31 protein-coding genes and 1 pseudogene are annotated in these 20,653 nt (G+C 61.5%); 31 read left to right on the top strand and 1 reads right to left on the bottom strand.

Annotation, left to right across the window (positions count from 1 at the left end; translation table 11 throughout):
* From O4H53_RS25975 to O4H53_RS25835, 29 genes are all read left to right on the top strand, one after another.
* On the top strand, positions 1–450 hold a 450-nt coding region (locus O4H53_RS25975; RefSeq protein WP_331284254.1), incomplete at its 5' end, for a gp16 family protein.
* Entirely contained in the window at positions 450–704 is a 255-nt protein-coding gene (locus tag O4H53_RS25970; RefSeq protein WP_269367803.1) for a hypothetical protein, read from the top strand. The genes O4H53_RS25975 and O4H53_RS25970, both read left to right, overlap by 1 nt.
* Positions 701–1,114 carry a hypothetical protein gene (locus O4H53_RS25965; RefSeq protein WP_269367802.1) on the top strand — a complete coding sequence of 138 codons (414 nt, stop codon included), beginning with the start codon at positions 701–703 and terminating at the stop codon, positions 1,112–1,114. Before O4H53_RS25970 ends, O4H53_RS25965 begins: the two co-directional genes overlap by 4 nt.
* A 93-nt stretch (positions 1,115–1,207) precedes the next feature.
* A complete protein-coding gene (locus tag O4H53_RS25960; RefSeq protein WP_269367801.1) occupies positions 1,208–2,071 on the top strand; it encodes an N-acetylmuramoyl-L-alanine amidase in 864 nt (287 codons plus the stop codon).
* Positions 2,072–2,089: 18 nt separating this feature from the next.
* Positions 2,090–2,308, top strand: a complete 219-nt coding sequence (locus tag O4H53_RS25955) for a hypothetical protein (RefSeq protein ID WP_269367800.1) — start codon at positions 2,090–2,092, stop codon at positions 2,306–2,308.
* A gap of 11 nt (positions 2,309–2,319) precedes the next feature.
* Entirely contained in the window at positions 2,320–2,727 is a 408-nt protein-coding gene (locus O4H53_RS25950) for a hypothetical protein (protein ID WP_269367799.1), read from the top strand.
* Positions 2,706–3,080 (top strand): DUF2730 family protein, encoded by a 375-nt coding sequence (locus O4H53_RS25945; RefSeq protein ID WP_269367798.1) that lies wholly within the window; start codon positions 2,706–2,708, stop codon positions 3,078–3,080. Before O4H53_RS25950 ends, O4H53_RS25945 begins: the two co-directional genes overlap by 22 nt.
* Complete coding sequence (locus tag O4H53_RS25940) at positions 3,080–3,400, top strand: VpaChn25_0724 family phage protein (RefSeq protein WP_269367797.1); 321 nt, start codon at positions 3,080–3,082, stop codon at positions 3,398–3,400. Before O4H53_RS25945 ends, O4H53_RS25940 begins: the two co-directional genes overlap by 1 nt.
* A 4-nt stretch (positions 3,401–3,404) precedes the next feature.
* On the top strand, positions 3,405–3,965 hold the full coding sequence (locus tag O4H53_RS25935) for a DUF3486 family protein (protein WP_269367796.1): 561 nt from the start codon (positions 3,405–3,407) through the stop codon (positions 3,963–3,965).
* Entirely contained in the window at positions 3,962–5,611 is a 1,650-nt protein-coding gene (locus O4H53_RS25930; RefSeq protein ID WP_269367795.1) for a hypothetical protein, read from the top strand. The genes O4H53_RS25935 and O4H53_RS25930 overlap by 4 nt, the downstream gene beginning before the upstream one ends.
* Positions 5,605–5,901 (top strand): DUF6527 family protein, encoded by a 297-nt coding sequence (locus O4H53_RS25925; protein WP_269367794.1) that lies wholly within the window; start codon positions 5,605–5,607, stop codon positions 5,899–5,901. The genes O4H53_RS25930 and O4H53_RS25925 overlap by 7 nt, the downstream gene beginning before the upstream one ends.
* Positions 5,898–6,038, top strand: coding sequence for a hypothetical protein (locus tag O4H53_RS25920; protein WP_269367793.1), 141 nt, complete (start codon positions 5,898–5,900; stop codon positions 6,036–6,038). Before O4H53_RS25925 ends, O4H53_RS25920 begins: the two co-directional genes overlap by 4 nt.
* The gene (locus O4H53_RS25915) at positions 6,035–6,376 is read left to right on the top strand and encodes a DUF7694 domain-containing protein (RefSeq protein WP_269367792.1); all 342 of its coding nucleotides are present in this window, start codon (positions 6,035–6,037) and stop codon (positions 6,374–6,376) included. Before O4H53_RS25920 ends, O4H53_RS25915 begins: the two co-directional genes overlap by 4 nt.
* On the top strand, positions 6,376–6,579 hold the full coding sequence (locus tag O4H53_RS25910) for a hypothetical protein (RefSeq protein ID WP_269367791.1): 204 nt from the start codon (positions 6,376–6,378) through the stop codon (positions 6,577–6,579). The genes O4H53_RS25915 and O4H53_RS25910 overlap by 1 nt, the downstream gene beginning before the upstream one ends.
* Complete coding sequence (locus tag O4H53_RS25905; RefSeq protein ID WP_269367790.1) at positions 6,579–8,132, top strand: DUF935 domain-containing protein; 1,554 nt, start codon at positions 6,579–6,581, stop codon at positions 8,130–8,132. The genes O4H53_RS25910 and O4H53_RS25905 overlap by 1 nt, the downstream gene beginning before the upstream one ends.
* A gap of 2 nt (positions 8,133–8,134) precedes the next feature.
* Positions 8,135–9,502, top strand: coding sequence for a phage head morphogenesis protein (locus tag O4H53_RS25900; RefSeq protein ID WP_269367789.1), 1,368 nt, complete (start codon positions 8,135–8,137; stop codon positions 9,500–9,502).
* Positions 9,503–9,809: 307 nt separating this feature from the next.
* The gene (locus O4H53_RS25895; protein WP_269367788.1) at positions 9,810–10,880 is read left to right on the top strand and encodes a phage protease; all 1,071 of its coding nucleotides are present in this window, start codon (positions 9,810–9,812) and stop codon (positions 10,878–10,880) included.
* 3 nt (positions 10,881–10,883) lie between these two features.
* The gene (locus tag O4H53_RS25890) at positions 10,884–11,276 is read left to right on the top strand and encodes a hypothetical protein (RefSeq protein WP_269367787.1); all 393 of its coding nucleotides are present in this window, start codon (positions 10,884–10,886) and stop codon (positions 11,274–11,276) included.
* Between the two features lie 11 nt (positions 11,277–11,287).
* On the top strand, positions 11,288–12,181 hold the full coding sequence (locus O4H53_RS25885) for a Mu-like prophage major head subunit gpT family protein (RefSeq protein ID WP_269367786.1): 894 nt from the start codon (positions 11,288–11,290) through the stop codon (positions 12,179–12,181).
* Positions 12,182–12,255: 74 nt separating this feature from the next.
* Positions 12,256–12,534: a hypothetical protein gene (locus O4H53_RS25880; protein WP_269367785.1), complete on the top strand. Its 279-nt coding sequence runs from the start codon at positions 12,256–12,258 to the stop codon at positions 12,532–12,534.
* A 142-nt stretch (positions 12,535–12,676) separates the two neighbouring features.
* Positions 12,677–13,108 carry a gp436 family protein gene (locus tag O4H53_RS25875; protein ID WP_269367784.1) on the top strand — a complete coding sequence of 144 codons (432 nt, stop codon included), beginning with the start codon at positions 12,677–12,679 and terminating at the stop codon, positions 13,106–13,108.
* Positions 13,108–13,605 (top strand): phage virion morphogenesis protein, encoded by a 498-nt coding sequence (locus tag O4H53_RS25870; RefSeq protein ID WP_269367783.1) that lies wholly within the window; start codon positions 13,108–13,110, stop codon positions 13,603–13,605. Before O4H53_RS25875 ends, O4H53_RS25870 begins: the two co-directional genes overlap by 1 nt.
* A complete protein-coding gene (locus tag O4H53_RS25865) occupies positions 13,602–14,060 on the top strand; it encodes a phage tail terminator protein (protein WP_269367782.1) in 459 nt (152 codons plus the stop codon). Before O4H53_RS25870 ends, O4H53_RS25865 begins: the two co-directional genes overlap by 4 nt.
* Positions 14,061–14,070: 10 nt before the next feature.
* Positions 14,071–15,003: a phage tail tube protein gene (locus tag O4H53_RS25860; RefSeq protein WP_269367781.1), complete on the top strand. Its 933-nt coding sequence runs from the start codon at positions 14,071–14,073 to the stop codon at positions 15,001–15,003.
* An 11-nt stretch (positions 15,004–15,014) separates the two neighbouring features.
* Positions 15,015–15,380 (top strand): hypothetical protein, encoded by a 366-nt coding sequence (locus O4H53_RS25855; RefSeq protein ID WP_269367780.1) that lies wholly within the window; start codon positions 15,015–15,017, stop codon positions 15,378–15,380.
* A gap of 47 nt (positions 15,381–15,427) precedes the next feature.
* Complete coding sequence (locus tag O4H53_RS25850; protein ID WP_269367779.1) at positions 15,428–15,742, top strand: hypothetical protein; 315 nt, start codon at positions 15,428–15,430, stop codon at positions 15,740–15,742.
* On the top strand, positions 15,739–18,354 hold the full coding sequence (locus O4H53_RS25845) for a phage tail tape measure C-terminal domain-containing protein (protein WP_269367778.1): 2,616 nt from the start codon (positions 15,739–15,741) through the stop codon (positions 18,352–18,354). Before O4H53_RS25850 ends, O4H53_RS25845 begins: the two co-directional genes overlap by 4 nt.
* On the top strand, positions 18,351–18,770 hold the full coding sequence (locus O4H53_RS25840; RefSeq protein WP_269367777.1) for a hypothetical protein: 420 nt from the start codon (positions 18,351–18,353) through the stop codon (positions 18,768–18,770). Before O4H53_RS25845 ends, O4H53_RS25840 begins: the two co-directional genes overlap by 4 nt.
* Entirely contained in the window at positions 18,767–19,291 is a 525-nt protein-coding gene (locus tag O4H53_RS25835) for a hypothetical protein (protein ID WP_269367776.1), read from the top strand. The genes O4H53_RS25840 and O4H53_RS25835 overlap by 4 nt, the downstream gene beginning before the upstream one ends.
* Before the next feature lie 60 nt (positions 19,292–19,351).
* Here O4H53_RS25835 and O4H53_RS25830 read toward each other — a convergent pair whose 3' ends face one another.
* Positions 19,352–19,771: a hypothetical protein gene (locus tag O4H53_RS25830; protein ID WP_269367775.1), complete on the bottom strand. Its 420-nt coding sequence runs from the start codon at positions 19,769–19,771 to the stop codon at positions 19,352–19,354.
* Positions 19,772–19,848: 77 nt separating this feature from the next.
* Between O4H53_RS25830 and O4H53_RS25825 the strand changes: the two genes are divergently transcribed.
* Both O4H53_RS25825 and O4H53_RS25820 read left to right on the top strand, forming a co-directional pair.
* Entirely contained in the window at positions 19,849–20,262 is a 414-nt protein-coding gene (locus O4H53_RS25825) for a C40 family peptidase (protein WP_269367774.1), read from the top strand.
* Positions 20,262–20,653: pseudogene (locus tag O4H53_RS25820) on the top strand (phage tail protein); the annotation flags it as partial. The gene O4H53_RS25825 and the pseudogene O4H53_RS25820, both read left to right, overlap by 1 nt.

Here is a 20,653-nt window from a genome sequence, read left to right as displayed (position 1 = left end):
CACAGCATGACCCGCTCTTTGCAAAAGCTGATCCATGTCGGGTGCCGCGAGCTTGGTCTGGACGCGGACGCGCGGCACGATCTGCAACTGGCCGTCTGTGGCAAGGCGTCCATGTCGGACATGACCGAAGCCGAATTGAAACGGGTTCTGGATCGACTGAAAAACAGCGGTTTCAAAGTCAGTTCAAAAGGGCGGCGTCCCGCAGCCCCTCGCGCCGATCTGCGCCTGATCCATGTTCTGTGGAAAAAGCTCGGCGATGCGGGCGCGTTGGAGCGCCCTGGCCGCGCCGGTCTCAACGCCTTTATCCGTGCCCGGTTCGAGGACACATGGCAATCCGTCCCGGCCGACGTGGATATGCTGCGCGATCACGGGCAGATCGAAGCTGTCGTCGCAGCCTTGAAGGCATGGGGCAAACGTACAGGCATCGACTTCGACTGGCGGGGCCGCTGATGGGCAGGAAGCGGGATATCGTGACGGACCATGCGGTCGTGCGCTATCTCGAGCGTGTCTATGGCGTGGATATCGCAGCCCTGAAACGCCGCATTGAAAAGACAACCGAGGGCGGGCGTGAACAGCGCGCGGATGCCGTGTTGAGTGACGGCGTCCGCTACCGGCTGAGCCAGTCCGGCCGCGTGGTCACGGTGCTCGGGCTGACCGGCGCCATGTCGAACCGCGGCAAGCGCTGGAAGGCGCGGCGGAAATGACGACGCAAGCTGGCTTCATGGATGAACTTGAAAGAGATCTCGGATTGAGCGCGCGGTTGCGCATCCTGGCAAATGCCGGAGGTCAGCGGCGTTATGTGCCAATGCCGGATCGGGTCGAAAAGTCGGTTCTTGCCCGGGAACTCGGGCACGATGTGTGCTGTTGGCTTGCCGGACGATATGGCGGTGAGACCGTCACCTTCCCTTCACGTCACGGTTCTGAGAAAGACGAACAGGCATCCCTTCTGAGGGCGGCTGTTCTGGATGCAGGCTTGACCGAGCCCAAAAGATCGTCAAACGATATCGCAGCAGAGTTCGGCGTGAGCGAACGTCGCGTGCGCGCCATCCGGGCCGAACTTCGCCAGGACATGCCGCCGGAAGTCCTGCCGCTGTTCGCTCACCGGCAGAGGTAGGCGCGGAACCTCTTCCTCCTGAAACTGTACAACTTCCGATGCGACATTCGCCGCAACCGGCGGGGCAATCCTCGTCTGATTGCGGGGTCCATCATGCAGTTCAAGAACCATATCGCCCAGAACTTCTCCTATAGCCGCGCCAAGAACATTGGCGGCAAGATTGTTCCGACCATCGTGGTGCTGCATGACACCGCCGGTCGCCTGGAAAAGTTCAATTCCGCCAACTACCTGCTGACCGCCCCCAGGGGCGTCTCGGTTCACTTCGTCGTTGAGCGAGATGGCACGATCACTCAGCAGGTGCCGACAAACCGCCGCGCGGGCCATGCCGGGACCTCCGAATATCATGGCCAAAAGGGCTGCAACAACTTCTCCATCGGCATCGAGATCGTGAACCCCGGCAGAATGACGGACGCGGGCGGTGGCCGTGCGCGCACTTGGTTCAAGGAGACATACAATATCGTCGAAGCTGGCATTCATTTCATCCAGACCCAGGAGCATGGCGCGGGTTGGTGGATGGACTACGAGCCCGAGCAGATCGCGGCGCTTGAGGACCTGTTGCATGCCCTGTTCGATTACGTCCCGACCCTGACTGACATCGTGACCCATTGGTACATCTCGCCCGGCCGCAAGGTCGACACCAATCCGCTGTTTCCACTGGAGAGCCTGAAGGCGCGTGTATTGGGCCGGGATGATCTGCAGGATGAAGCCGCCAATGATGCCTCCGACCTGATCGAGGACAAGGGCGAGATGGTCAGCATCGATGTGCCCAATGACACGCTCAACATGCGCCGCTGGCCATCGTTTAATCCGAATGTCATCGCGACCATTCCGGACGGGGTCGTGGTGCCGGTGATCCGCGCAGGCACCTTCGGCGACCGGCCCTGGCTCAAAGTTCGCTACTCCGGCCAGGAAGGCTGGATCGTTGCCAGTCACGCCGCCCCAACCACCCACTCTTGAACCAAGAAAGGACATTCCATGTTCACTACCACAAAGTCCCCGCTCGCATCCCGTGCGGTCTGGGGCGGCATTGTCTCTATCGCAGGTGCGGGCCTTGGCGCGCTTGGCTACACGCTTTCGCCCGAGGATGCGACAGCACTGCCGATCCTGGCGGCCAGCGTGGCATCGGGCCTCGGCGGGATCGGCGCGATCATCGGCCGGGTGCGTGCGTCCAAGAAGGTCTCCTTTTCCGAGTAGTGGTGATGTTGATGAGTATCTTCCGTCGGGTCGGCGATTTTCTGTTCGCCGATCCGGTCCGCTTGATCGAACTGTTTTCCGCGCTGAACCTCATGGGCTGGGCATGGCTTTTGGCGTTTGATCCAAGCCTCCTTCTGCGCGACAGCTACGCCGGATTTGCAGCGCTTGGCGGTTCCGCCTGGGCAGCCTTGCTGGCATCGATCGCCATCAGCCAATTCGCGCCAATGATCCGCAGGTTCCGGCATTCAGCAAACTTGCGGTTCATGGCCATGGCCGCGGCGTCAGGCGCATGGCTGGTCATCGCGTCCAATTTTCTTCTTTCAGGTGTATCGACGACTGCAGAGGTGAATTACCTGCTGTTGTCCCTCATCTGCATGGTGTCGGGGGCCTATCTCGGATGGACATCTCGGAGTACCTGAGGCTGGCACTCAGCAGACCCGACCTGTGGGGTCTCTTCGCATCGAGCGCCGTCATCATCACGGGGCTCTATCTTAAATTCAAGGCAGACGGCAAAGGCCCGCCAGCAGACCGGCTCGACACTTCGACGAAGATCGAGACCGTAGCGAAACGGCTCGATGGTTTCGACAAGCGGCTCGCGCGGGTTGAAAGCGATATTGAGCACCTGCCGACGCGCGAGGAGTTCCACCAGATGGAGCTGGGCATGGTCAAGCTGCAGGAGCGGTCGGTGGGGATCGAGCGGACCACCGAGAGCACCGGCCGCGCCGTTGGCCGGATCGAGGACTACATGATTTCGATGAAAGGGAGAAAGTGATGACATCCGGCAATGTCTTTGAAGGCTATAGCGATCACTTCGACGCCGAGGTCAGGCTCGTGATCCTGAAAGCGCTGCAGGATGAACCTGCCAAGGCCATGAACGACAGCCTGCTCCTTGTGGTTCTGAAGGAGTTCGCGATCCGCCGTTCCCGGGAGTACCTGCATACCCAGCTCAAATGGCTGGAGACCCAGGCCGGTGCGGTTCGGTTGACCCGGGCCGGGACCGCCATAATCGCACATCTGGCGGAACGCGGGGCCGAACACTTGAACCGTGACGGGGTGATCATCGGGATCAAAGCGCCCTCGTTGCCGAGGTAACCAGATGGCACAGAAAGGACGCGGAAGGCTCTCCTCCATCGATCTGCTCCCGGCAGACGCCGATCCGATTGTCGCCTGGGCCTTCCAGGAGCTCAAATCACGGGAGCGGCTGCAAAAGGACATTCACGCCGAGTTCAACGAGCGTCTCGCCGTGATTGGCGAAGGCCCGATTTCCATGTCGGCCTTCAACCGACATTCGATCGGTATCGCCCGCATTGCGCGCCGCCACGAAGAAGTGCGCCAGATGACCGCCGCCCTCACCGAACGCCTTGAACCAGGACAAACCGATGATCTGACCATCATGGCGGCAGAGACGATCAAGACACTGATCTTCGAGCTTCTCAATCAGGACGAAGGCATGACGCCAAAGGCCGCGATGGAACTCGCGCGTGCGCTCCAGTCGGCGGTGAATGCCCAGAAGGTGCCGATGGACCGCAAGCGTGCGCAGATCAAGGCCTTCGAGGCGCAGGTGGATGGCGCGCTCGAAAAGGTCGCGACCGAAACCGGAATGGGCGCGGATCGCATTGCCGAGCTGCGCAAGGACTTCCTCGGGTTGCGGACATGACAGAGCCAGAACTGGACAAGTTCGCTGGGCCACCCGTTCTCTCCCGGGATCCGGAGGCGCTGCCGGATAGCCTCACCCGCGGCGCTGACATTCCGGATGATCTTGACCCTTTTGCCGAAGGCATCCTGATGCTGCACCAGAAGGAATGGCTCGAGGACCCAAGCGATCTCAAACTGGCCGAGAAAGGGCGGCGGACCGGGATCACCTTCGCCGAGGCCCTGGATGACACGTTGATTGCCGCGGCAAAACGGTCCGCCGGTGGCAGCAACGTTTTTTACATCGGCGATACCAAGGACAAGGGGCGCGAATTTATCGGCTACGTCGCGCACTTTGCAAAGGTGATTGCCGGTGAGCTGCACGCGATCGAAGAGTACATCTTCAAGGATGAGCGCGAAGACGGCACGTCCAAGGACATCGCCGCTTTCCGCATCCAGTTCGCCAGTGGTTACCGCGTCGAAGCGCTGTCATCTAACCCGGCCAACATCCGGGGTCTGCAGGGCGTTGTCGTGATCGACGAGGCGGCATTCCACAAGGATGTGCGCCAGGTGATCGATGCCGTGAACGCCCTGCTGATCTGGGGTGGCAAAGTGCGCGTGATCTCCACGCACAACGGAGTGCTCAATCCGTTCAACGAGCTGATCCGCGAAGCGCAGGCCGGAAAGAACCCGTTTTCTCTGCATTTCATGCCCTTTGAAAAGGCTGTTGAAAACGGGCTTTACAAGCGCGTCTGCCGGATGAAGGGAACGGAGTGGTCGCAAGAGGCACAGGATGCCTGGGAAGCGCTGATCCGCGGCTCCTACGGCCCGCGCACCGCAGCCATGCGGCAGGAGCTCGATGCCATCCCCGCAGAAGCCGAAGGTTCGGCGCTGACCCGCGTCCAGATCGAAAAGCGGATGGAGGACGGCATTCCCTTCAAACGATGGGTGCAGGACGACGACTTCCGGAACGCGCCGGACCATGTGCGCAGGGCTGATGCGCTGGATTGGTGTGCCAGGGAACTGCGCCCGATCCTGGAAGGTCTCAGCCCGAACTGCCGCCACTACATGGGCGAGGATTTTGCGCGTTCGGGCGACGCAACTGACATCGTGATCCTTGAAGAAGGCACCGACCTGGTGCGGCGGCAGAAACTGATCGTGGAGCTCCGGAACATCCCCTTCGATCAGCAACGTGACATCCTTTTCTATGTTTGCGATCGCATCCCGCGGTTCGCCGGAGGCGCGTTGGACAAGGGCGGCAATGGCGCATATCTCGCCGAGAAGGCAGTGCAGCGCTACGGGGAGACCGTGGTCGAGGTGAGTTTCAGCCAGGAATGGTATCGTCAGGAAATGCCCTCCTACATCGAGGCCTTTGGCGACGGCACCATCGTTCTGTGCAATCACCCGGATGTGCTGCAGGACCACCAGGCGCTGCAGTACGTGGACGGGGTCATCCGGGTGCCACAGGACTTCCGGTTCAAAGGGTCGGACGGATTTGACCGGCACGGCGACAGTGCCGTGGCATCCGCTCTGGCCTGGTATGCGACCCGGCTTGAAGTGGAAGAATTCGGTTACGAGGGGGCCGAAGCAACGGACAGGTGGCGCGGCATGCCAGACACGGGCGGCGATGAGGACGAACCGATCGGTCGCTTCGGGAGCGGCGCATGGTGAGGGCTATCCACTTCCTGGACCTCGAAGACATGCGCCGGATGAAACCTCCCGGTGCGTTCTTTCTCGAGGAGCGCCGGACCGGTGGCTTGTTCGAAATGTCATACCTCTGCCCCTGCGGCTGCGGCATCGAAGGCAAGTTATTGATCGGCAAGGGTCACAAGCCAGGCGGCGCACGGCCTAGCTGGACTTGGAACGGGTCGAAGATCGAGCCGACCCTGCAACCGTCGGTGCATCACAAGGGGCATTGGCACGGTTGGCTGCGCGACGGCTATTGGGAGACGGTACAGTGAGCCTTTGGGACGCGATCTGCATCCACGCGTGCTACCATCTCTGGAACCCGGTCGGATTGATCCTGCACGATAAATGGGTCGAAGCTGTCTGGCAGGAAATGGGGATGGAATACCCCGGCTGGAAGGCACTGCGATGATCGGGCCGGTTTGTGATCACGGGGATCGTGAATTCATCCAGTTCGAAGCCTACGGTTTCGAGGTTAGGGTCGATGTTGCACTCGGACATCTCAGCGTCGCGCATGATGGCACGATTACCTGGGACCAGTTGCAGGAGATCAAGAACCTCGCCTGGGGCACCGACGCGTCCGCGATCGAAGTTTACCCCGCCGCCCGCAACTTGGTGAACAGTAGGTACATGCGGCACCTCTGGCGCTTGGGAAAAACCGACTTCTGCCCTGATCTTCTGGGGGACGACAACGGGCAGGACAGCCTTCAGGCGCGCCATGCACTTGCCTGGTCGGAGGCGAGGGGTTGATGGCATCACCAGCTGAAATCGAGAACGACCTTCGCGCCCGCGCCGCCCTGCTGGATCGAACGCAAATGAAGGACCATGCCAAGGCAATGCGACGGGCCGCTGACGCGTTGCGCCAGCAGCGCGAGGTTATTGCTCAGATGGATGCAGCAGCTGAAGCGGCCGACCAAAAATACGAGGACTACGTCTATGGAAAGGGCGTCTGATGGGACTGATTGATCTGAACGGTGCCCCGCTGAAGGCACCTTCAAAGAAGGAACTCACCGAGGAGACAGGTGGCCCGACAATGGGCGGGGTTCGCCAGATCCAATCGGGTCATCCAGCCGATGGGCTGACGCCCTACCGCCTGGGCGCGCTCCTGCGCGAAGCTGAGACCGGGGATGCTACCTCTTATCTCGAGCTGGCAGAGCAGATGGAGGAAAAGGACCTGCATTACCAGGCCGTGCTTGGCGTGCGCAAACGGGCGATCCGGCGGCTGAAGATCGTCGTCGAAGCCGGGGCCCAGGACGACAATGCCGAGGCAGCCGCCGAGTTGGTGCGGGAAGCTATGGGTTCCTCAGCCATCATGGATGACATGATCGACATGCTGGACGCGCTTGGCAAAGGGTACTCCGCGACCGAGATCATCTGGAATGTGTCGGCGTCGCCGTGGAAAATTTCCCGTCTCGAGCACCGAGATCCACGCTGGTTCCGATTTGATGACACGGACGGACGGACACCGCTGCTCCGAGGGGACAATGGCGACCAGCCGCTGCCCCTCTTCCGATACGTGTTTCACTGCGCACGCCTCAAGTCCGGCCTGCCGATCCGCTCGGGCCTCGCCCGTCTGGTTGCCTGGGCCTATGTCTTCAAGAATTACACCCTGAAGGACTGGGCCGTATTCATGGAGGCCTATGGCCACCCGCTCCGGATCGGCAAGCACGGCAACACGGCGACGGTGGAGGAAAAGGCGACATTGCTGCGGGCGGTCCGTCGCCTGGGCGTCGACATGGCCGCCATCATGCCGAAGTCGATGGAGATCGAAATCGTCAATGGTGCCGTGACCGGTGCTGACAAGATGTTTGAATTCTCGGCCCGTTATTGGGATGAGCAGATCAGCAAGGCGGTCCTTGGTCAGGTCTCTACCACCGATGCGATCTCCGGCGGCCATGCCGTCGGCAAGGTTCACAACCTGGTGCGGGAAGACATCCGGGACGCTGACGCCGGCCAGCTCGCCTCGACCCTCGAGCGGGATATCGCGCTGCCGATGACGATGCTGAACTTTGGCAACGACGTGCGCCCACCGCGCATTCGGTTTGAAGCCGAGGAGGAACGCGACCCGCGCCTGACTTTGCTGGCGATCAAGACCTTCGGGCCGATGGGCCTGAAGATCTCCGAGAAACAGGTACGTGAAACCTACGGATTGCGTGAGCCTGAAGACGGCGAAACGCTGCTGTCCTTTCCCGCATCTCCTGATCCCCAGGAACCCAAGGTCCCCGACGCGGTACCGCCGCTTGCAGCAGGAACCGTCATCACCGCCCAGGATGCTCTGACACGCGCCGCAGCGGGGCTCGTCGCCGATGGCCGGGCACAGTCGGAAATGGATATTCTCCTTGGGGATTTGCTGGAAGCGATCGGACAGGCTTCATCTCTGGAGGACATACGCGATATTTTGGCGAGCGCAGCGGAGGAGGCACCGGATGACAGCCTGAGGGAGATGGTGAGCAGGCTGATGTTCAGCGCGCGCCTGGCTGGCGAAACCGGCGCGGACATCTCCTGATCATGGCTGGCATCGCCCTTGAACCGCTTCCGCCGCGTGAAGCCCTCGAATACTTCAGGTCAAAGGGCTACGCACCGGCGCTGCAAAGGTTCGATTATCGTGATCACTGGCGCGAGGAACACGCCAGAGGGTTCGTGGTCGCCAAAGCCATGCGGGACGATGTGCTGGCGCTGATCCGAACCGCCGTCGAGGATGGCCTGTCGGAAGGAAAGACGCTGGATCGGTTCCGCAAAGACCTTGCGCCACAGCTCAAGGCAAAGGGCTGGTGGGGGAAATCGATCGAGCGCGACCCGTTGACCGGCGAGTTGAAGGAAGTGCAGCTGGGATCGATGCACCGGCTGAAGGTGATCTTCGACACCAACCTGCGGACTTCCTATGCTGCCGGTCAATGGGCACGACTGCAGCGGACCAAGGCATTCCTGCCCTATCTCGAGTACCGCCAGCTGCAGCGCGAGACCGCACGGGACGAACACAAGCCCTACGATGGGTTGATCCTGCCAATCGACCATCCGCTCTGGCGTAAGATATTTCCGCCGAACGGATGGTTCTGTGGCTGCTACGTCCGTCCGATGAATGACCGCATGCTGGAGCGCGAAGGAAAGGTGCTGACCTCGGCCGATGAGATTGCGGCCCTGGAGACCATGCCCTGGACCAACCCGAGAACCGGCGAGACGGAAGCTTTGCTGGAAGGTATCGATCCGAGCTTTGCCTCGAACCCTGGCCATGCCTGGCAGGACATGGATGATCGCCACGCAGCCAGCGCCCTTGATCTGCCCGAAAACCTGCGCGCCAGTGATCGTGGCTATCTCAAGGAAATGACTGCGCTACAAATGCGAGGGGATCGACAGATCCTGCTGGCCTATGATCAGGCGGCGGATCCAGAAACCGCGCCTCTGGCATTTGCCCAGGGCGAAACCGCAACACCGGTCGAAATCGATCCGGCCCTCGCAACCCAGCTTGCCAATCCAGGTAATCGCATCGCGCTGCTGCGCGCCGGACCAACGGCAACGCCCCTTGCAATCGAAGATCTGAGGCTGCTCGCGGAAGCTCCAGGCTTGCATCAGGTCGCACTGGCCTCACCCGACGGCTCCTTTTTTCGCATGGGGCGGGCGGCCGAGACGGCATTGCCACCGGTCGACCGCATCCGGGACTGGCACGCGGAAGCGGTACGGATCGCTGCCAGATGGTCGGGGCGTGAGACGCTCTCGAACCAAGAAATGGCCCTGATCACCAATCACGCGCTCTTGAGCGCCATGGCGGAACATGGCCTCATTGGCTACGCTTCTGCCCCCAGTGGCCGGGTTCAGGCTCTTCTTCTGCGCGCTCTCGATCTGCTGCCCGAGATGGTCGCCGTGCTGGGTGCGAGATAGGGCGTCGCGCAGGTCGAATTCGGCGCAAATTCACCTTCCCGCAAAAAATTGGCCACAGAGCGCCTCGAGCCCGCGTCGGGGGCAGTGGGTCGAAAAATCCCGGAGCGGCAATCCTAGGGTATTAAAGGGGTATTAAAACGCCCCACCAAATGCCCGTTGTCCGACGCATTTCCACCGATCCGGAGGTCGCGCTTGATTTTGACCAGTTTCGGCTCCAATCTGATCCTGTGCCCCGCTCGCCCCGAGTTTGGTGTGGCGGAACCCCTTCCTCCTGAGCGTGCGTTTGTTGACGGCCTAGTTTGGCCGCATGAACACGCCACTGATTTTCACAGCAGACGCCCAGGTCATCCCTTTTGACGGCGAGGCTCTCCCGACCAGGATCGAATTGATCCCGGTCGGCGAGCTCCACCTTGCCGATCAACGCGGGACTGTGGGACGGATCACGGATGCCGCCGCGTTGATCGAGCGCACCATGGCATATGCCAAGGGTGGCATGCTGCCGATCGACTTTGCCCATGGCATGGAGGTCCAGGGTGGTGGTGATCACCGTGCGGCCGGGTGGATCACTGGCCTTGAGCTCGAGGGCAACCGCATCATGGCGTCGGTCGAATGGACCCCGGTAGGTGCCGAGGCGCTCAAGGGCCGGGTCTACCGGTTCATCTCACCAACATTCACCGTTCCAGTTCCCGGTTCCGAGGTCGGTTTGATCTTGCGCGCCGGTCTGACGAACAACCCCGCCTTCCGCGAACTCGCGAAGGTCGCATCACACCAGGAGAACCCGAAGATGCCCAAATGGCTTATCCAGCTCGCCGCGAAACTCGGCATGCCCGAGGAAACCGACGAGGCCAAGATCGTCGCTGCAGCTGAAGGCGCAATCGACCAGGCCAACAACGCGGTGCCGATCATCACCGCCGCCGGATTGACCGGCGCGCTGACGGAAACGGCCGCCACGGCGATCACTGCCAAGATCACGGCCAGTGCCTCGGATGCAGAACCTGATCCCGCCAAGTATGTGCCTATCTCGGCCGTCAGCGAGTTGACAGGTCAGCTGGCTGCAATGCGGGCCGAGATCAATAGCGACAAGGCCGAAACAGTCGTCATTGCCGCCATGCAGACAGGCAAGGTCACGCCAGGGCTCGAAGGCTGGGCCCGCAAATACGCCGCCTCCGATCTCGACGGCTTCAAGACCTGGCTGGCCAGCGCGCCGGTCGTGGTCGACGGCAAGGCCGTGACGCCCCAGGGCGATCCGCTCAAGGTTGATCAGGGCGTACTGATCGCCTCGGAAAAGGTGATGTGCGCAAAGATGGGCGTCACCGAGGAAGCTTTCCTTGCCACCAAACAGGCAACCACGGTGCCCGCAGCCAAGAAGGAGGCTTAAGCCATGGCTAACCTTGTACAGAACCGCAACACCCGCACGCTCGCCCTGCCCTGCGCCTCATACGTTGATCCAGTTGCTGCCGCAGTCAGGATCTTCAAGGGAGCAATGGTTGCTTTGGATGGTTCAGGCAACGCGATCCCTGCATCGCCCACTGCGGCAGCAATGCGCGGCTGCGCCCTCGATGACGGCGCGGACAACTCGACGGGTGCCGCCGGTGCGGCGTCCGTCAAAACCAAAAAGGGTGTGTTTCTGTTTAATCAGACTGGCCTTGATCGCACCGATATCGAGACGGAAGTCTCCGTCATCGATGACAACACCGTCGGGGGTGCTGGTGCCCTGAAAGCCGGTATCCTGAAGGACATCACGTCCGAAGGTGCCTGGGTCGAAATTCTTTAAGGAGCGCCATCATGGACCTCAATGCTGCAAGCCTGGCGACCCTCAACGTCGCTATCACCACCGCCTTCAACACCTCCCTGACGGGGTACAACAGTTTCCACAAGCGCCTGGCGATGCGTGTCAGCTCGACAGGCTCGGGCAACACCTACCCCAAACTCGATGACATTCCAAAAATGCGCGAGTGGATCGGGTCGCGCGTCGTCAACCGCCTCGACACCAACGCGTTCACGCTGCTCAACCGCAAGTTCGAGAACACGCTGGCGGTGCCGGTCGATGCGATCGAAGATGATGAATACGGCATCTACGGCAACATCGCCTCAAGCTTTGGTCAGACCTCTGCCGAGCTGCCCGATGATCTGCTGATCGAGCAGATCGAAAAGGGCTTCACGACCGCGCACTTCGACGGCCAGAACTTCTTTGACACGGATCATCCTGTCGATGACGAGAACGGCGACGAAGTGTCCGTGAGCAACCTCATCGCCGGTGCCAATGATGCTTGGTACATCATGGATCTGAGCAACCCCATCAAGCCGTTCATCTTTCAGGATCGGACACCGGGCATGATCACTCCGAAAACCAACATGTCCGACGACAATGTGGCCTATGAGGACGAATTTCACTGGCTGGCAAAGCGCCGCTGTGCGGTGGGCTTCGGGGCATATCAGATGGCGTTTGCCTCCAAGGCGGCGCTGACCGTCGCAAACTACGAGACCGCATCGGCTGCCATGAACAGCATGATCGGGCCAATGGGTCGCAAGATCCGGCGTGGGCGCCTGACGCTGGTTGTGGGAACGTCCAATCATGCCGCAGCCAAGAAGATCCTGAAAGCCGAGCAGCTGGAAGGCGGCGGGTCCAACACGAACTTCGACGATATGGACCTGTTGCACATCAACACACTCAGTTGATCCAGCGGTCGAGTGATTGTGCGGTCCGGCTGGACTGGACCGCATTATTCAACCGACCCAGAGGAGAAGACCCCATGACCCGTGAAGAACTCGAAGCGCGCGCCGAAGAGCTTGGCCTGAAAGTGCCTGGCAACATTGGCGACGAAAAGCTGGCAAAGCGCATCAAGGAAGCCGAAGCGGCTGCCGAAGGAGATGGCCCAACGGTCACTGTCCTGTGCGCTGTTGCAGGCGGACGCCGCCGTGCCGGTCGCCGCTGGGACGGCGGCGAAAACCGCATTTCCGCAGACGAATTCACGGAGGCGATGCAAGAGGCTCTCGCCCGTGACCCGATGTTCCAGGTCCTCGAGGCCTGATCGACATACCCCGCGAGAGAGAGGGGGCCTGGTCCGGGCCGCAAGTCCGTCAGCACCCATAGACCGCCGCCTGGTCGGCGCAGGGAACCTTGGAAGGTAGGAGCCGAAGCTCGCCCCCCGATTTCGCGAAGGAGAACCGCACGTGACCTATGCCAGTATCGATGACCTGAAGGCGACGATCCCTGCGCGCGATCTTGCCCTGCTCACCGACTTTGACGGTGCGGGTGACACGGTCGATGATGATCGTCTTGCCGCGGCGCTGCGTGACGGGGCCGCCGAGATCAACGGCTACATCGCGAAGGTGGTGACGTTGCCGTTGGTGGCACCGCCCGACATGTTGCGCGTGGTCTGCCGTGATCTTGCGATCCATCGGCTCTATGCCAACGCCGGCCGCGTGACCGAAACCCAGGAGAAGCTGCGCGACGCTTCGGTGAGCTATCTTCGCATGGTGCGCGACGGCAAGGTATCGATCGGCGACGAGGACGGCGGCGCGGAAATCCAGACTTCCGAAGGCGTCGTGACCGTGGAGGGCCCGGAACGGGTCATGACCCGCGACAGCCTGAGGAACTTCTGATGGCTGTCACACTTACTGCCGATCTTGAACTCACCGGCATGAAAGCTGTCCTCGGGGCGTATGTCTCGGCAGGCGAGGATCTCACCCCGCTCATGGATATGTGCGGCGCGCTGCTGGAGACGTCTACCAAAGACCGGCTGCGCGACAGCAATACAGCGCCCGACGGCACGGCCTGGCCTGTTTCGATGCGCGCCCAGCTTGATGGTGGCAAGACCCTTGTCGAAAGCAGCCGCCTCGCGAACAGCATCCAATACATCGCCGGGCCGTCCCAGGTCGAAGTCGGCTCAAACGTGATCTACGCCGGGATCCACCAGACCGGCGGCGAGATCAGGCCAAAGAATGGCGCGGCATTGTCCTTTGCCCTGCCGGGCGGTGGCTGGGCCACGGTCGGAAAGGTCACGATCCCCGCACGTCCCTATCTCGGGATCTCCGACCAGGATCGCGATGACCTGACAGCGACAACCGTTGAATACCTTGACGCGCGGGTGCGCCAATGACGGCCAAGCCCGGCATTCTCGATGTAGCGCCCATCGCGGCCGCGATCCGCGCCGCGATGCCCGACCTGAGCGACGTCGGCACGGCCGGTTCATTTGGCGCGCTGCGTGCCGAAACAGTCCGCTGGCCATCAGCTTACGTCATCCCGCTGGCTGAAAGCCCGGGCGGCAATCGTTACCAGAGTGAGCACCTGCTCAGCCAGCGCGTCATCGCCCGTTTCGGGGTCATCTGGGCCGTGCGCGACATCGGCGACAGGATGGGCACCATCGCTGGCGGTGAGATCAGGGCGGTGCGCACCGCAGGCATGCTAGCGGTCTGCAGCTTCCGACCGGCAGATGCCGAAACCGCCTGTGAGCCCGTCTCGGGCCGTTTGATCAGCGGCATCGACACGAATGGCCAGATGTTCTGGCAGGACGATTTCGCGGTCGCGCTCAACCGTCACATCCCCATCAGCTGAGGAAACCAAAATGGCCAGCACCAAATCCCGCCTTATCCGCCTGCTCTCCGGCACACGCACGCTTGTCGGCGGCATCCCTTCTTACGACACAGCAACAGAAATGCTGGTCAAGGGCCTCACCCCCCGCAGGATCGAGGGTGACTACCAGGCGCAAGACTTCGTCACCGGCTTTGAGGGCGCGCAGGGCGACAGGCTCTTCAACGAGAGCATGGGGCTGGATTTCATGATCGATGCGGCTTTGCCTGAAGCGGGCAGCGCGCCCCTTTACGGCGAGTTGTTGAAAGCCACCGGCCTTGTCGAAACTCTCGTCGCCGATACTTCCGCCACCTACTCCCTGCAGCCCGAAGGCTCGGCCAAGCTCGAAATCGCGCTTCAGTATCTGGACGCCCAATCGATGCAGGTCACCGAAAAGGTGCGTGGCGGGCTGACGTTCACGGCAGAGACCCGCAAGCCGCCGATGTTCGGGTTCAAGTTCATGGGCGAGCTCTTCGATGGACAGGCCGCCGTTGTCGCATCGCCCGACTTTTCAGGCTGGCCGGATGCACCTGAATGCTCGCCGCGCAACATGAACGCCTTCACCGTCGATGGCACGGAGCTCTGCGTCCAGAGTTTCACCTTTACCGATGGCCGGACACCCCGACGTGGCCGTTTCATGAACTGCGACGGGACGGACATCACCGCCCGCAATGTCACCGGTCGGATGGTCATCGAAATGCCCCCTGCCGCGACAATCGACATTCTGGCCCTCTGCCGGTCGGGGGCAAAGCAGCCGCTGGTTTGGCAACTTGGGACCGGCGCCGGGAATGTCCTGCGCGTCGCGGCTCCGGCCGTCCAGCTGAAGTACGCCGGTGAGCAGGACATTGACGGCACCATCGGCCAGGCGCTCGACCTCGTCTTTTGCCACGACCAGGGCGACGACGAGTTCGCCATCACCTTCAGCTGAGGAGCACCCCCATGAGCTTTCTGTTCGTCGAAAACCACCCGTTTGAATGGCCGGTGAAAATCTCCGTGCCAAAAGGCGGCTCCTTCGAGGAAGTGAACATCACCGGCCTGTTTGAAATCATGGATGACGTCGATTTCTACAGCGCAGGCGAAGATCTTTCGAGCCGCGGCGCAATGATCGACTTCGAAATCAATCGTCTCATGCAGGTCTTCAAAGGCTGGACCGAAGGCGACGTGCTGGACAGGGCAAAGAAACCGATCCCGGCAACACCGGAGAACGTCCGCCGCTTCCTGGGCAACCGCCCGGCCCGGCTGGCGGTCACGGACGCCTATACCGAGGCGGTCACACCTTCGAAGGGCTATCGCGCAAAAAACTAAGAGCCGCCGCTCGCCGGATATGGGGGCGTGCGGCGGTCAGCGACGAGATGGCAAAGGATTATGCCGCATTCCACGGGGTCAGCGTGGAAGAGGCGAAGGATCGATTGATGCAAAGCACGGGGCAGAACAGCAATGACATGATCTTGCCGGTCACGTTCCGGCCCGCGATCGAGCTTGCCATCCACAGTCACGATCAGCTCCGCACGATCGCGGGTCTGGGCGGTGCAGCGCATCTGTCTTTTGATCAGACAGCCGTAGAGGCCACCGCACGGATGCATGGCATCCGGTTGCAGCCACGCGACGCCCTCGATCTGTCGATCCTTCAGGCCGAAGCGCTCAAGATCATGCGGGATGATCCATGAGCGCGCTTGAAACATCCCTCATCCTGAGTGGCGATGCCCGTGGCCTGATCATGGCCAGCCAGACCGGCGGGGCGGCGTTGGATCAACTGGACCAAAAAGTAGATCAGACCGGGCGCGGGATGAAATCGGCACGCGCCTCGGCAGAGGTTTTCAATCGCGAAATCGACCGGCAGCGCGCTGCCGTAGATCAGCTGCGTGCCGGGATTGATCCGGTCTACGCTGCGACCCAACGGTTGGAAGCCGGACAGGAAACGCTGACACGCGCCTTCCGGTCGGGCATCCTTACCGCGCGCGAGTACGACACGGCGCTGGAGCTGTTGCAGGCTCAGCACCGGCAAGTTGCGGGTGCAGCCGATCTTCAGGCCGCCGCAACGTCGCGCCTGCGGACCCAGACTGCCGGTGGTGCAGGTGGGATGCAGAACTTCAGCTATCAGCTGCAGGACGTGTTCACACAAGTCGGCATGGGCGTGCCGTTGATGATCTCTCTGGGCCAGCAGGCACCGCAAATCCTCTCGGGCTTTGGCACCATCGGCGCGATGGCTGGTGTTGCAGCCGCAGCCATCCTGCCTCTGACAGCTGTGATCTTCGGTCTTGGCTACGAGAGTGAAGAAACAAGCAAAAAGGTCAAAACTGCCGCTGACCGGATTGAAGAGGCACTGTCGGCGATCGGTGACGCCCAGGCCACCTTGCGCGGCAACTCTGTCAGGGACCTCGACGGCATCGTCGCAAAATACGGTGAGGTCACCAACAGCGTCCTGACCTTGATGCGGGCCGAAAGCCGCCTCGCAACACAAAGGGCTATGGGAAAGACGCGGGAAGGGCTGGATGCTGTTTTTGCAAACTCCGCGTTCGGGGAATTCACGGACCGAAATCAGATCAGACAGGAGCAAATCCGCGAGGTGCAGCGCGAGCTTTCCTTCGCCGAAGCAAACCTGACGGTTCGGGTGGACAAAGCCCAGGCACGCGAAGAGATCGACGCGCTCAAGGCCGAACTGGAAGCTTATGCGCGCGGTGACGATATCAAGTTGGATTTTGGCGTTTCACCAGAAAGCCTTCAGAACCTCGCCATCTATCAGAATGCCATCAAGGCAGCCCTTGCAGCCGAGAACTATCAGGGCTTGCTCACTGTCATTACCCAGATGCGAACCGAGCTGGAGACCATTCCGCAAGGCACGCTTCCCGGTATGGAACAGGGCGTCGTTGCCGCCGAAGCTGCGTTACGTGAAGCGCTGCACACCACCGAGATGACAGAAAGCGAAATCCGGCTGATCGAAGAGCTACTGGAAAAGGTCGGCGGCATCGATGTGTCTTCGAACCTGAAAGCGGGTGCCGATCAAGCCACTCGGATCGCGGATGAATTGGCCCGAGCTTTGTCCAACGCAAGTGCGCTCGCGAATCAAGGCGTGGGCGACGTTGAACGGGCCCGTATCAACTACGAATTCCGGGATGACCCGATTGGTCGCGCGCGGGAACTGGCGGCGGCAGAGTTTGACAGCAGGACAGATCGACCATCGGGCGGTCGTTTGGCAGACGGCGTTTCGGACTTTCTCAGGGATGAACGGGAGGCCTTCATTGGCGCCCGCGTTCAAGCCGAACGCTACAACCAGCAGCTCCAGGAATGGCGCAAGGAACAATCGGAGGCCGCCCGAAAAGGGCGCGGTGGTGGCGGAGGCGGCGGGCGTCGCGGTCGCACCGAAGAGGAGCGCGTCATTGAGGGCATCCGCCGGGAAATGGACCGGCTGGCCCCGTCCTATGAGCGCGATGTGGCCGAGCTCGAGAGATGGCGGGCGGAAGCCCTGGGCACCCTGGACCCGGCCCGCGAAGGATACGAAGCCTTTGCCAGCGACGTCGAGTTCATCTTCGGCGAACGCCTGGCTGAAGCCTACCGCAAGGATCTCGAAAACCGCGATGACTGGGCATCGGGCGTAGAGCGCGCCTTCCTCGACATCACCGAGAACATGGTGACCTTCGCAGATGCGGGCGAGAACATTGCCAAGAAGTGGTCCAGTGGCCTGGAAGACGCTTTTGTCGAAATGGGCCGCACCGGAAAATTCGAAGTCGGCAGCCTGGTCGACTACACGCTTGAGCAGTTGCAGCGCCTGATCTTTCAACAGTCCATTTTGCCAGGCCTGGAAGGCGGGTTCGATTTCCTTTCTGACTTCATCGGTGGGCTCTTCGGCGGCAGTACCGGCGTGAGCGCAACACAGTCTCATGCAGGCAGCACAATCGGCACCGGTGGCGTGCGCCGGAGCTATGGCAAGAACTCCCCCTTGCGTGCCGATGAACGCCTGACTGTGACCACACTGGGCCAGCGGGTATTCACGCCCGAGCAGATCGCCAACGGTGCGACCGTGGTCGACGCCCTGGCAATGGCCTCGCAGAACTCAGGTGGCGGGCAGCCCGTCGTGTTCTCACCGCAGATCAACGTGCAAAACAACAGCTCCACGCCAGTTGACGCGGAAATCCAAGAGGAAAGCGACGGTAAAGGTGGCCGCAGCTACCGCCTCGTACTCGCCGACCAGGTTGGCGTTGCCATCAACACCAAGGGTGGCGGCGCGCGAAAAGCTCTTCAGAACGGCTACAATATCCGCCAGAAGGGCACGCGGCGATGAATATCCCCGTCTGGCCCGATACTTTGCCCGCCCCCCTGCGCGCCGGCTACCTGGCTCAGCGTCAGGATATCCGGGTGCGGCGCGCGTCCAACGGCCCGCCCGGCTATCGTCGCCGGTTCTCGAGCGGTGCGGAACTGGTGACGCTGGCGATCGAAGTGACACGGTCGGGCAAGGCGGTTTTCGACCAGTTCTATGATCTCGACACCCGCTTCGGGACCCTGCCCTTCAAGATGCCCGACCCTGCCACCGACGGACGCCCACTGCTGACCGAAAGCGGTGTCCCCCTTCTGACGGATACCGGCGCACCGATCCTGCTGTCTGCCAGCTGGATTTGCATCTTTGGAGATCCTGTTCCTTCGGAGCGCATCGTGGGTGGGCGGTTCGAGATCACCTTCAACGTCGCGGTGATGCCATGAGGAGGGTCTCTCTCAACGCGCGCCAATCTCATGATGCGCCCTATTCGGACGATCTCGAGATCGCGCTGATCATGATCGAGCACCCGGAGCTGGACGCACCGGTGCGGCTGTCCACCGATCCGACCGAGCGCCTGTCGATCGACCCGCTGGCCTATGGCACGCGCAGCGCCTGGATGGACAGTGATCCGGCCAGTGAGCCCTTCCTGTTCATCCTGGCGGCGTCCGACATTCCCGGAGATCTCGAGGACGCACCGGCAGCGGCCAACATCATCGTCGAGAATGTGGACAGCGACATCGCCAAACTGCTGCGCTCCTTCATCGACCGGCCCACCGTGCATCTGGCCGTGGTGATGGCCAGCACGCCGGACCTGGTGGAGGTGGAATTCCGCGACATGGCGATGATCTCGGCCGATGGCGATGCCGGTCAGATCACGCTGGAGTTCAGCCGCGCGCCGATAGAGGACGAGAGCGTGCCGATGGACCGCTTCACCAAGGAACGCTTTCCGGGGCTGTTCCGATGATCAATTCTGAAATCGTGCCAGGACAAGACTATGTGAGAGCCCGCTTCAAAAGCGTTTACATCATTGGCGGGGAGGAGCTTTTGGCCCCTGTCCCCTCAGCACGGCTAGTATGCGCTGCGCGAGGTCCTCACTCTGAGCATAGTCCAGAAGATATGTGTTGGGAGCTCCACCTTGATGAAGAGTGATGGCTATTCCTTCGACACCCTCGGCAGTGCCCACCGCACATTGTCTGACCGGAAAAGCGCTTCGCATGACGGTGTCACTCTGTGTACCTGCGAACGGGTCCGATTTTCGGCGTTGCTCCTCGGCGGCAGCTGCCACCTTATTGAGCTGTCTGATAATCGGGTCGATCTGGGCAGGTGCCAAGCCCAGATGCAATGTCCCGTCGTAGTAGCCGAGCTTAAGTATCGCTTGGGATGCATCAGCGTTCAGCACAACGCCGACCTTGCCGTTGAACGGGTACACTACTTCATTGGTCATTCTAAGCCCTCACTTGGTCTCGCGAATCGCTGTCCGCGCTTAGAAGTCTCCACGGTTCTGCAAGCTGAGGCGAGTCGATGAGTTGGTCGAACGCATATCTTGGCATTCCCTATGCCGACATGGGCCGCGACCGGTCGGGCTGCGACTGCTGGGGCCTTGCGCGCCTGGTCTATGCCGAGGAGCTGGCGATCAGCCTCCCAGCCTATTCCGAAGGCTACGTCAGCGCGGAAGAACAGGCCGAGGTCGCCTCCCTGATTGGATCAGAGACGAGTGGCCCGGTCTGGCGCAAGACGCTGATGCCGCAGCCCTTCGATCTCCTCCTCTTCCGCCACGGCCGCCACGAGAGCCACGTCGGGATCTACGTCTCGCCTGGTGTGATGCTGCACATGTCCACGGACGATCAGTCCAAGCACGAGCGGTTCGACCAGGGCCGCTGGGGGCATCGCTTCGTCATGGCCTTTGCTCATGAAGCGCTGCGGGGTGTCCGGTGATGAGCAGCAAGACCAACAACGTGCTCTGCGCCCCGCTCCTGGACCCCGGCATGGGCCGCAATGAGATCGAGGCTCCCCATGGGCTGACAATTGCCGAGATCGTCGCCCTGGCGCTTCCGGGGTTCCGCGATCCGCGCAAGGGGCTGCGGGTGCTGCTGGTGACCGATCAGGGGGCCTCCGTGGTCGATCCGGCCTATTGGTCCAGCCTCCGGCCGATGCCACACGCCCGCGTCGTGATCCGCACGATCCCCGGCAAGGATGCTCTGCGCTCAGTTCTGCTGGCCGTCGTATCGATCGCGGCCGCCGCCCTCGCACCCTATCTGTTTCCGACGCTGGGCAAGGTAGGATTGGCACTGGCAACCTCGGGCCTGACCGTTCTGGGCCAGTTGCT

Source organism: Sulfitobacter sp. G21635-S1 (assembly GCF_027213915.1).
GTDB lineage: Bacteria > Pseudomonadota > Alphaproteobacteria > Rhodobacterales > Rhodobacteraceae > Sulfitobacter.
Note: the sequence above shows the minus strand (reverse complement) of the source record. Positions and strands in the feature narration are given on the sequence as shown.